Here is an 11,983-nt window from a genome sequence, read left to right on the forward strand (position 1 = left end):
GGCGGCGCCGGCGCCGCCCGGACGGGAGGCGGTGCGGGGCATTCCGTCCGGGCTTCTACTCCCCGTCTTCCTCCGCCGGCAGCGGCTGCATCGCGCCCGGTTCCACGGCGAGATGGCTGGCGGCGAGGGCGACCTGGGTGCGGTTGTTGACGCCCAGCTTGCGCATGATCGCGGTCATGTGCGCCTTCACGGTGGCCTCGGAGACGCCCAGTTCCCAGGCGATCTGCTTGTTGAGCAGGCCCTCGGCGATCATGGTGAGCACGCGGAACTGCTGTGGGGTGAGCGCGGCGATGCGGGCGGCGATATCGGCTTCGTCGGGTTTGAGTTCGGCGCTGCCGCCGACGAGTTGCGGCGGCAGCCACACGTCGCCGTCGAGCACGGCGCGGATGGCGCGGACGATCTCGTTGCCCACCGTGGATTTGGGGATGTAGGCGGCGGCGCCGTGCGCGAGCGCGCGGCGCGCGACCTGGGCTTCTTCGTGGCCGGAGACCACGATGATCGGCAGGCCCGGATACTGGCCGCGGATGTGCGCCAGCGCGGAGTAGCCGCGCGCGCCGGGCATGTGCAGGTCGAGCAGCAGCAGGTCGGCGTCGGGGTACTGCTCGATCAGCGCGTACAGGCCGTGCACGCTGTCGGCGCTGCGCACCTGCGCCTGCGGCAGCGCGGCCAGCACCGCGCGCTGCAGGGCGTCGCGGAACAGCGGGTGGTCGTCGGCGATCAGGATGTCGGGCATGGGGTTCGATCCGTCATTCCGGCGAAGGCCGGGATCCAGTGTCTTGTGCCTGAAAGGCGCTGGATCCCGGCCTTCGCCGGAATGACGAAGCAAGGGTCATTTGATGAGTCGTTCCTCGACGAGGTTCTTCACCACGCTGGGGTCGGCGAGGGTGGAGATGTCGCCGAGCTGGTCGGGCTGGTTCTCGCCGATCTTGCGCAGGATGCGGCGCATGATCTTGCCCGAGCGGGTCTTCGGCAGGCCGGGCGCCCACTGGAGGTAGTCGGGCGTGGCGATCGGGCCGATCTCCTTGCGCACCCAGGCCACCAGTTCCTTCTTCAGCTCGTCGCTGCCGGTCTCGCCCGCCACCAGGGTGACGTAGGCGTAGATGCCCTGGCCTTTGATGTCGTGCGGGCAGCCCACCACCGCGGCCTCGGCCACCTTGGGATGCGCCACCAGCGCGCTTTCCACCTCGGCGGTGCCGATGCGGTGGCCGCTGACGTTGATCACGTCGTCGACGCGGCCGGTGATCCAGTAGTAGCCGTCCTCGTCGCGGCGCGCGCCGTCGCCGGTGAAGTAGTTGCCGGGGTAGGCGCTGAAGTAGGTCTCGATGAAGCGCTGGTGATCGCCGTACACCGTGCGCATCTGGCCGGGCCAGGAGTCGGTGAGCAGCAGGTTGCCTTCGCAGGCGCCCTGCTGCACTTCGCCGTTGGCGTCGACGATGGCGGGCTTGATGCCGAAGAAAGGCTTGGTCGCCGAACCGGGCTTGGCGTCGATGGCGCCGGGCAGCGGCGTGATCAGGATGCCGCCGGTCTCGGTCTGCCACCAGGTGTCGACGATGGGCAGGCGGCTGTCGCCCACCACGCGCCAGTACCACTCCCAGGCCTCGGGGTTGATCGGCTCGCCCACCGTGCCGAGCAGGCGCAGGCTGGCGCGCGAGGCCTTCTTCACCGGCGCCTCGCCCTCGCGCATCAGCGCGCGGATCGCGGTGGGCGCGGTGTAGAACAGGGTCACCTTGTGCTTGTCCACCACCTGCCAGAAGCGGCTGAAGTCGGGGTAGTTGGGCACGCCGTCGAACATCACCGTGGTGGCGCCGTTGGCGAGCGGGCCGTACACCACGTAGCTGTGGCCGGTGACCCAGCCCACGTCGGCGGTGCACCAGTACACGTCGTCGTCGCGCAGGTCGAACACGCACTCGTGGGTGTAGCTGGTGAACACCAGGTAGCCCGCCGAGGTGTGCAGCACGCCCTTCGGCTTGCCGGTGGAGCCGGAGGTGTAGAGGATGAACAGCGGGTGCTCGGCTTCCATCGGCTCGGCGGGGCAGTCGGCGCTCTGGCCGTCCATCAGGTTGTGCCAGTAGCGGTCGCGCGGCGATTGCATCGGCACCGCGCTGCCGGTGCGGCGCACCACCACCACGGTTTCCACGCTGTTGGTGCCGGGACGCTTGAGCGCCTCGTCCACGTTGGCCTTGAGCGGGATCTTCTTGCCGCCGCGCACGCCTTCGTCGGCGGTCACCACCAGCTTGCAGGCGGAGTCGGCGATGCGCCCGGCCAGCGAGTCGGGCGAGAAGCCGCCGAACACCACCGAGTGGATCGCGCCGATGCGCGCGCAGGCCAGCATCGCCACCGCGGCCTCGGGGATCATCGGCAGGTAGATCGCCACGCGGTCGCCCTTGGCCACACCCAGGTGCTTCAGCGTGTTGGCGAACTTGCACACCTCGGCGTGCAGCTCGCGGTAGGTGAGCTTGCGCGATTCATTCGGGTCGTCGCCCTCGAAGATGATCGCCACCTTGTCGCCGCGTTCCTTCAGGTGCCGGTCGAGGCAGTTCGCGGCCACGTTGAGCGCGCCGTCCTCGTACCAGCGGATGTGCAGGTTCTTCGGGTCGAAAGAGACGTCCTTGATCTTCGTGGGCTGCTTCGCCCAGTCCAGCCGCTCGCCCACCTTGGCCCAGAAGCCTTCGGGATCCTGCACCGACTCGGCGTACAGCCGCTCGTAGTCGTCCTTGCGGATGCGTGCCTTGGCGGCGAACGCGGGGTCGACCGGATGGATCGTGGACATGCGGGTCTCCTTGGTGGGTACGGATGCGGACGGCGTCGGCAGGCCTTCGAGTGTAGCGATGTCGCCGCGGGGCCGAAGCGCTGCGGCTATCGACTTTGGTCGAGGCTAAGACCAACGGCGAATAGCCACGCGCATGCAGGCATGACCATGCTCGGCGCACCACTCCCAAGGGGAAGCTTCCATGAGTTCGACACTCGTTCGTCGTTGCCGCACGCCGCTGGCGCTGGGTATCGCCTTTGCGCTGGCGCTGCCGTGGGCGGCACAGGCGCAGACCGCCAGCGCTTCGGGCGAGAGCGCGCGTGAGCAGCAGCTGGAGCAGCGGGTTGATCAGCTGGAGCAGGAGCTGAACCAGCTCAAGGCGATGATCCAGGCGCAGAAGCAGCCGGCGGCGAGCCAGCCGGCGCAAGCCGCGCCCGCGCAAAACGTCGCCGCCGCGCCGGCCGCCGAGTCCAAGCCGGTGTTCACCACCGCGCCGGGCGTGTCGGTGGCGCTGCACGGCTTCGTCAGCGCCAGCGCCTTCGAGCAGAGCAAGAGCTTCGTCTACGGCAACGGCACCAACGCCGAGTATCCGGTGGCCGGCTCGAAGGGCTCGCTCAGCGGCATGGACGTGCGCAACACGCGCTTCTGGCTGGACTTCAGCGGCGCCAAGTTCGCCGGCGACTGGGTCGGCGGAGGCCGCATCGAGATGGACTTCTTCGGCGGCTACAACGGCACCGGCGCCTACAGCCAGCAGCAGCCCACGCCGCGCCTGCGCCAGGCCTACATGGATCTGGTCAATCCGACCACCGGCACCACGGTGCGCATCGGCCAGCAGTGGGAGTTCCTGTTCCCGCTCGACAACGTGACCGACTCGCTGGCGCACATCGCGTTCCCGCTGGGCTTCGGCAGCGGCATGATCGGCTGGCGCTTCCCGGGCATCGTGGTGATGCAGGATCTCAACCACGGCGGCGAAGGCCCGAAGTGGCGGCTGGATCTGGGCGCGTTCGAGGGTTCGTGGAACGGGCCGGACGGCGCGGTCAACAACACCGCTTATCTGACGGCCGGCAACGCCGGCTTCCGCCCGCAGATCGAGGCGCGCCTGCACGTGCAGGACAAGCACTGGCTGGCCTACGCGGTGGCGCACTACAGCGAGGTCGACCTGCGCGGCGTGAACGGCGCCGCGCCCACGCCGGTGCAGTCCACCGTGAAGAGCGTGGGCTACGAACTGGGCGGCCAGTGGAAGCCCGGCCCGTGGGTGTTCAAGGCCAATGCCTACACCGGCAAGGGCCTGGGCGAGGTGTTCGGCGACCTGTCGCAGTTCGGCGACATCAAGGACACCGGCGGCTACCTGCAGGCCGGCTACAACTTCACGCCGAACTGGAGCCTCAACGCGATCTACGCGACCAGCAGGCCCGACAAGGACGACGTGATCCGCTGGATGGGCAACGGCGCCACCGGCCTGCTGCGCAGCCGCCAGACGGGCGCGAACCTGCAGTACGCGGCCGGCGCCTACGCGATCGGCGTCGAGTGGCTGTACGGCAGGCTGGAATCCACCACCGACGGCACCAACCGCAAGACCACCAGCGGCAACCAGGTCAGCCTGAGCGGCATGTACAAGTTCTGATCGTCCAGGCGGCGCCGGACGACGGCGCCGCCTTCCTCATTCCAAAACAACAAGCACGAGCCGGCGCGCGGCGCGTGGATGGCCCGCTGCGCGCGCGACACCACCCATACCGCCATCCGAACCACTGGGGAACACATGATGAGCGATGCAAGCACGCAGACGAAATTTTCCAACCCCGCGCCGCTGGGCCTGGCCGGCTTCGCGCTGACCACCTGGCTGCTCAGCATGATCAACGCCGGCTGGTTCGGCGGCGAGGCGATGGGCATGGTGCTGGCCTGCGCCCTGGCCTACGGCGGCACCGCGCAGGCCATCGCCGGCGTGATGGAACTGCCGCGCGGCAACACCTTCGGCGCTACCGCCTTCCTGAGCTATGGCGCGTTCTGGTGGTCGTTCGCGCTGTTCGTGCTGTTTCTGCACGACAAGGTGCCGGCGGCCTTCGTGGGCTGGTACCTGTTCCTGTGGGGCGTGTTCACCTTCTACATGTGGCTGGGCACGTTCAAGGCGCCGCGCGCGCTGCAGCTGATCTTCCTGGCGCTGTGGATCACCTTCTTCCTGCTCGCCGCGGGCGAATGGACGGGCATGGCGGGGCTGCACCAGGCCGGCGGCTACATGGGCCTGCTCACCGCGGTGCTGGCGTTCTACCTGTCCGCCGCCGAGATCGTCAACGACAACCAGCAACGCACCGTGTTGCCGATCGGCTGATGCGAAGGCGCAGGTGTCGCGCGCGGTGAGATGCCCGCGCGGCACACTGCGCGGATGGGCGATTCCTTCCTTCCACCGCAGGCGATCAAGGGCCGCGGCGCCGCTTCCAATCCGGAAGGGCGTTTCGAAACCCTCCGCCACCACGCCGAGGACGACGGCTGGCAGAGCGCGCTGCTGGACGAAGCTGCGCCGTGCCCGCGAACCTGCGTCACGGAAGGAGGACTCCTTGCGCAAACGGGGTGCTCTCGGGTGATTCAAGCGCCGAGCCCGCCTGCAGGGACACGGGCGGGCTCGGCGTTTGCTGTGATCGACGCATCACCGGCTTGCTGACGCGTTCGCCATTGAGGCTTCTAGCCACGGATACCGCACCGATCCGGATCCATGAGCGGATCCTTGGACGCGGCCAATACCTACGGGAAGATCGAGGGGCAGCTTTCCACGGATTGGGGCGGTTGGGTGCGTCCGTGGCTCAAACTGATCAGAGACGACCACCGGTTTGACCCGACGTTTTCCTTGCGATGGCCGAACGAGGCCACCGCGGCACTTCGAGCAGCCCGAAGCGGGATGTCGATCTTTCTGATTGACACCGAGACACGATCAGGATACTGGTGTCGCGTGCAGCTTGCCGTTCGTCGCGTTGCGATGGCACCCACGCAATCAGGGCCGGAGAGTCGCTGATGTCAGGGAAGATCAAGGAAGACAGGGTGTTCGAGTACATCGAGGTTGACTACAATCGGAACCGCCTGCACTCGACGCTAGGCTATCTCAGCCCGGAGCAGTTCGAGCAGGCAAACGCTGCTTAGACGGGTGTCCGTGAAACGGGGGCAGGATCACCTGAGCCGCACCTTCAACGCCCTGGGCCAGCTGACCATGGTGGTGGACGGCCTGAATCACACGGTGTTCAACGCTAGTGCGGCCGGCAGCTGGCAACCTGGTGCAGAGCGCGGACGGGCTCTGCATCCAACGGCAGCAGAGCTACGACGCGCTTAATCGCCTGGTGCAGACGATCGACAACTACAACGGCACGAACTGACTAGGTGCAGGGACATGGATCAAGGACACGTCGCAATGAATGCCTCCGCTGTCGCAATAATCCAGCCTATACAGCATGGTGCGCGCGCCGCAGTGACGCGAAACATTCCCAGCCAAGGATCGCAGGCCAGCACGCAGCCGATCCTGCAAGTTGTTGATCTTCACAGAATGCCGAGCACTTGGCAGCCTTCAGATATGCACCTGAAGTAGCTTGATTATTAATGGAAAAATTCAGAATTTCGCAAAAGTCGCGTCATGTCGTCGCTTAATTTCGAATGAAACTTAAAACAATGGACTTCAAAAATATGAGGCGCAGCTTATTTATTGCTCTGGGGCTGGCAACGAAAGCCAGTCTTAACATTAACTTTGTCCAGCTGTATGTGCGGCGAACGTTTGCAATGCTATTACTGGTTGGAGCGGGCATGCTACCGATGCTTGCCCATGCCAGCACGCAAGGTTGCGCATCCATAGAGTGGTGGCTCAATAGCCCTCAGTCACCCTGCAATGCATTCAATGTGGGTAACGATGCCCAACAATATTGCTACTCGGCGCCAGGCACGGGCCCGGGTATAACAGCCATTTACTCGTACAGCTATTTCTATGACTGGCATTTCTGGAGTCAACCCTCCATGGCAGCGGAGTACTATTGCTCTCTGGATTCAAATGCAAACGCAGGAAGCGGCGATCTTGGCGATAGCGGTGAAGGCTCAGGTGGCTGTTCATGTTCTGCCGGCCAGGGCGGCAGCCCTAACATTGCCGACCCTATCAACGCAGCCACGGGGAATAAATATGAAGAAGAGGACGACTATGAAGGCTCGCCATGGCTCACATTTCGTCGTTTCTACAACAGTCAATTGCTTTATCCTGCTCATATGGGAATGCAATGGCGCAACAGCTTTGATCGGTCACTCAAAGTAGAATTTCCTTCCGGCCATGCACCCGTCATTTTGGCGAATAGGCCAGATGGAAAGAAGCTGGAATACACCAAGGCAGGTAACGCATGGATATCCTTGCCCGTAACCTCGAATCAGCTCATTGAAACTGACAACGAAAGCGGAGTGGCTACGGGTTATATATTGTTCGTTGCAGCATTGCATCAATATGAAAACTATGATGTAAGCGGAGTTCTTCAATCGATCAGCGACGAGTCGGGACAAGTTGAAACTCTGACTTACAGTATGGCGACCACGCCAAGCTCCATAGCTCCGATGGCTGGTTTGCTGATCAGGGTGACCGATCCCAAAGGTCGGCAACTCAACTTCGTTTATAATAGCGCTAGCCAGCTTAGTCGGATGACATTGCCGGATGGTGGGGTGTTTGCCTATACGTACGACACAAATGGAAATCTTGTTACGGTCACTTACCCGGACAGCAAGGTAAGGCAATATCTTTATAACGAGCAGACACTGACAGGAAGCACCAATCTCCCTAACGCGTTGACCGGAGTCGTGGATGAGTCAGGAGTTCGTTACGCCAGTACCAGCTATAACAATAGCGGACTTGCTGTATCGAGCGGATTTACGGGCAATGTAAACATGGCGTCAATTGCTTATAATGATGATGGCTCTGCTACACTGCAATATTCGCTTGGTGTCAGCGAAAACATACAATTCAATGTCACGAATGGCAAAGCCGCTATTGCAGGTTTAAGTCAACCTTGCGGAACGGAGTGCAGCCAACCCTGGAAGACGCGCACCTACGACACCAACGGTTATCCAGCCTCCTACACCGACTTCAACGGCGTCCTCACGCAGACCACCTACGACGCCACCGGCCTGCTTGATCAGCGAATCGACGCCTCCGGCACAGCGAGCCAGCGCACGACGAACTTCACCTGGAACACGACGCTGCGCGTGCCACTGACGCGGGTCGAGCTGAATGCCTCAGGCGCCACGGTCAGTTCCACCCAGTGGGTCTATAGCGCGACCGGCCAGACCTTGGCCCGTTGTGAGATCGATCCCGGCAACAACGCCGCCAACGGCTACGCCTGCAGTGCTACCGGCGCAGTACCGGCCGGCGTGCGCCGCTGGATGTACACCTACTGCACGGCCGTGGATGACACGCAGTGCCCGATCGTGGGCCTGCTGCTGACAGCGACGGGCCCGCGCACCGACATCGCGCAGACCACGAGTTACAGCTACTACCTGGACAGCGCGAGCAGTGGCTGCCCGACGCCGGGCGGTGCCTGCCACCAGCCGGGCGACCTGTACACCGTGACCGACCCACTGGGCCACGTGACGACCTACGCGTCCTACGACGCCGATGGCCGACCCACGCGCATCACCGACGCCAATGGAGTCAACACCGACCTCACCTACACACCCCGCGGCTGGCTGGCCAGCCGCACGGTGGGTGGTGCCACCACCACCTTCGGCTACACGCCCTACGGCGCGGTGTCGTCCGTCACCGACCCGGATGGCATCACCACCAGCTACGGCTACGACGCCGCCCATTGCCTGGTGAAGGTCACCGATGCCCAGGGCAACACCGTGCAGTACACGCTGGATGCGGCCGGCGACAAGACCGCCGAGCAGGTGTTCGACAGCAACGGCACGGTGCATCAGAGCCTCAGCCGCACCTTCAACGCGCTGGGTGAGTTGACCACGGTGGTCGATGGCTTGAACCACACGGTGTTCAACGCCAGCGCCGCCGGCAGCTACGACGCCAACGGCAACCTGGTGCAGAGCAACGACGGCCTGGGCATCCAGCGGCAGCAGAGCTACGACGCGCTCAATCGCCTGGTGCAGACGATCGACAACTACAACGGCACGAACTGACTAGGTGCAGGGATATGGACCAAGGACACGTCGCAATGAATGCCTCCGCTGCCGTGAAAGAGATCGCGCCCCTCCGCCTCAGGTCACTGGCCGGTGCACTGTTGGGCGTGGCGATGCTCACGGGCGTGACACCGCTGCTCGCGCAGACGGCCAACACCACGACCAAGTACAGCTACGACGCCCTGGATCGCCTCACCCAGGTGACCGACCCTAGCGGTCTCAATACCACCTACCAGTACGACGGCCTGTCCGATCCCACCGGGCAGACCAGCCCCGATACCGGCGTCACCGCGCGCACCTACGACGCCGCCGGCAACGTGCTCACGGCGACCGACGCCAGGGGCATCCTGGTCACCTACACCTACGACGCGCAGAACCGGCGGCTGAGCGCGAGCTACCCCGACAGCAGCCAGAACATCGCGTACTACTACGACGAGGCCAACAGTGTCACCGGCTGCAGCACCAGCTATCCCATCGGCCACCTGACCCGCATCGTGGAGAACACCGTCACCACGGTGTACTGCTACGACGCCCAGGGCCGGGTGATCGAGAAGGAGCAAACCACCGGTACCGGCACCGCCACCACCGGCTACGCCTACACCACCGCCGGCCGGCTGAGCGGCATCGTGTACCCGAGCGGCACGATGGTTACCTATAGCCGCGACAGCGACGGGCGTATCCAGAGCCTCAGCGTCACGCCGCCCAACGGCATGGCCAGCACGGCCGTCAGCAGCGTCACCTACCAGCCGTTCGGCCCGGTCAGCGGGTACACACTGGGCAACGGGCAGGCGGTCAGCCGCACCTACGATGCCAACTACCGCCTGACGGATCTGACCAGCCCGGCCTTCAGCCTGCACGTGGCGCGGGACGCGATGGGCGATATCACGGCCATCGGCAACGCCGCCGGCGCGAACCCGGCCACGGAAACCTACAGCTACGACCCGCTGTACCGTCTGACCGCGATCACCGAGGCCGGTGGCAGCACGCTGGAGAGCGTGACCTACAACCCGACGGGCGATCGGCTGAGCAAGACGGGCGGCGGCCTGGCTACGGGCACGTATAGCTACACCCCGAACACGCACCAGCTCGTCAGCACCGGCAGCTATGCGCGCACAGTGGACGCGGACGGCAACACCACGGCGATCACGGCGGCGAGCGGCAACCTGGGGTTCGGGTACAACGACCGGAGCCGGCTAGCTGTAGCCCAGGTCGCGGGCAGCACGGTGGGCAGCTACACCTATGACTCGGTGGGCGAGCGCATCAGCAAGGTTGCTGGCACGTCTAGCGAGACCTACAGCTACGACGAAGGGCAGCAACTGCTCAGCGAGCAGGGAGCGACGAACCGGGACTACGTGTGGATGGGCGGGATCCCGGTGGCGAACGTGGACACCACGGGCAGCACCGGCACGCTGGCCTACATCACGGCGGATCAGTTGGGCACGCCCCGGACTATCGCCAATGCCGGCGGTACCACGGAATGGAGCTGGCCTTACGCGGGCAATGCTTGGGGTGAAATCGCCCCGACGAGCAGCGGCTATACCTACAATCTGCGTTTCCCGGGGCAGTACTTCGATGTAGAGACCGGGCTGAACTACAACGGCGCGCGCTACTACGAGTCGGGTATCGGGCGGTTCGACCAGCCCGATCCGTCGGGATTCAACGGTGGCATCGGTCTGTACGTATACGGGCTAAACAACCCATTTACTTACACAGATCCACATGGGTTGTCCCCCAATCCGCTTTGGGGTGGATGGAATAGCAGTCCAGCAAATCGCGCCTGCCCGGGGGTTGGGAAGGGAGGAAAGGACTGTGAAGAGCAGGTACAGGAAGACGAGGCCATATGCCGAAGCTTGCCAAACACAACATCTGAGGAACAGGCAATTCGCAGTAGATGTTGGGCAAGTGCGAACGAAAGATATGGTGCATGCAGGGCAAACAGGCCCCTGCCTCCATTGGTGACTTGGAGTGTTGCCGCGCCAAGTACCAATCCCTCAACTCAAGATCCGAACAATTCCAACCCCAATGCACATCCAATTCCGGTCTTGCCAGTATTTGAGCCAACTCCGATGCCGGTTCCTACGCCAATGCCATTCCTTGACCCGATACCTGTCCTTTGAGTCGACATCGGTGATTTTCAATTCATGCTTTTAAGGGATTCTCATGAAGCTCGAAAAAATTGACAGTATTGTTGCCAGACGAACCCTTCAGGCAAAGAGTGGCCGTGAAGTTGAAATAATTTTCGGCAAGCCCGAAAAATTCCCGGATGATGACGACTTCTTTTGCCCTTTCCAAGTTCTAGGTGCTGGTGATGAAAAGGTTAGGTATGCAGGTGGAATTGATTCAATGCAGGCACTCATCCTTGCACTGAAAAAGCTCTCCTATTACGTCACCACATTGGATGAGGTGACGAACGGAGAGATTCAGTGGTTGGATGGTAGCGAACCAGATCTTGGTTTATTGCCTGTGTAATAGCGTGCCTTGTTACGAAAGCGCGGCGACAAAAGGTCGGAGCATGAATCGGAACGCCCGCCCCGTGCGGGCGTTCTTCTTTGCCCTAAGCAGCGTGTTGGTTTGAGGCACCGACGGACGCTAGGCGCTCGCTGCGCGACCGCCAAGCGCCGGGCGATGGTTCGCCTACGGCTCACCAGCCGGTGGCGTGCCATCCGTCGAATCACGGTGTCGGTGCCGTGTTGTCCACGTAGGGTTCGGCGGAGGAAAAGAAACACCTCCCAGCGAGCCGCTTTGACCACCCCGCGCGGTAAAATGGAATCGGCTATCACGCGGTAGTTTTTTCCCTAGCCGCTGGCCATCGCTCACCCCTCAGTGTGCCCATAGAGGCCCCGCCATGACCGCTGCCGAACACGCCGACCTGCTACGCCGTGCCGCGCTGGAAAACGCCATCGCTTCCGGTGAAATGGAAGGGCTCGTGTTCACGCCGGCGATGCGCGATATGCTGGAGCGTGCGAGCTTGGGCTTGTTGACCCAGGAAGCGTTCAATCGCGAGGTATTGGTGATCGCACACAGCGGCGAATAACGGCACGCTGGCCGCTGCCTTCGCAGCGGTGAAGGGGTGACCTTCTGGGGCGCCATCACCGTGGG

At 63.4% G+C, this 11,983-nt stretch carries 9 protein-coding genes and 1 pseudogene; 8 read left to right on the top strand and 2 right to left on the bottom strand.

The genetic code is table 11. The features are described 5' to 3' along the window. Positions 1-55: 55 nt before the first annotated feature. A complete protein-coding gene (locus ACZ5Z2_RS00075; protein ID WP_464759950.1) occupies positions 56-733 on the bottom strand; it encodes a response regulator transcription factor in 678 nt (225 codons plus the stop codon). A gap of 96 nt (positions 734-829) precedes the next feature. Next, complete coding sequence (gene acs, locus ACZ5Z2_RS00080) at positions 830-2,770, bottom strand: acetate--CoA ligase (protein ID WP_464759951.1); 1,941 nt, start codon at positions 2,768-2,770, stop codon at positions 830-832. A gap of 181 nt (positions 2,771-2,951) precedes the next feature. On the opposite strand from acs, the gene ACZ5Z2_RS00085 reads away from it, so the two are divergent. From ACZ5Z2_RS00085 to ACZ5Z2_RS00120, 8 genes and pseudogenes are all read left to right on the top strand, one after another. After that, on the top strand, positions 2,952-4,373 hold the full coding sequence (locus tag ACZ5Z2_RS00085; protein ID WP_464759952.1) for a hypothetical protein: 1,422 nt from the start codon (positions 2,952-2,954) through the stop codon (positions 4,371-4,373). 138 nt (positions 4,374-4,511) lie between these two features. Next, the gene (locus ACZ5Z2_RS00090) at positions 4,512-5,075 is read left to right on the top strand and encodes an acetate uptake transporter (protein ID WP_464759953.1); all 564 of its coding nucleotides are present in this window, start codon (positions 4,512-4,514) and stop codon (positions 5,073-5,075) included. 704 nt (positions 5,076-5,779) lie between these two features. After that, positions 5,780-5,878, top strand: a pseudogene (locus ACZ5Z2_RS00095) (IS3 family transposase); the annotation flags it as partial. Between the two features lie 107 nt (positions 5,879-5,985). Then, on the top strand, positions 5,986-6,108 hold the full coding sequence (locus ACZ5Z2_RS00100; protein ID WP_464759954.1) for a hypothetical protein: 123 nt from the start codon (positions 5,986-5,988) through the stop codon (positions 6,106-6,108). A 274-nt stretch (positions 6,109-6,382) separates the two neighbouring features. Beyond that, on the top strand, positions 6,383-8,884 hold the full coding sequence (locus ACZ5Z2_RS00105) for a DUF6531 domain-containing protein (protein WP_464759955.1): 2,502 nt from the start codon (positions 6,383-6,385) through the stop codon (positions 8,882-8,884). A 35-nt stretch (positions 8,885-8,919) separates the two neighbouring features. After that, positions 8,920-11,001 (top strand): RHS repeat-associated core domain-containing protein, encoded by a 2,082-nt coding sequence (locus ACZ5Z2_RS00110; RefSeq protein WP_464759956.1) that lies wholly within the window; start codon positions 8,920-8,922, stop codon positions 10,999-11,001. A 43-nt stretch (positions 11,002-11,044) separates the two neighbouring features. Then, the gene (locus ACZ5Z2_RS00115) at positions 11,045-11,353 is read left to right on the top strand and encodes a DUF6968 family protein (RefSeq protein ID WP_464759957.1); all 309 of its coding nucleotides are present in this window, start codon (positions 11,045-11,047) and stop codon (positions 11,351-11,353) included. A gap of 376 nt (positions 11,354-11,729) precedes the next feature. Continuing rightward, on the top strand, positions 11,730-11,918 hold the full coding sequence (locus ACZ5Z2_RS00120) for an antitoxin VbhA family protein (RefSeq protein ID WP_464759958.1): 189 nt from the start codon (positions 11,730-11,732) through the stop codon (positions 11,916-11,918). The last annotated feature ends 65 nt before the right edge of the window (positions 11,919-11,983 follow it).

Source organism: Rhodanobacter sp. G1 (genome assembly GCF_055397855.1).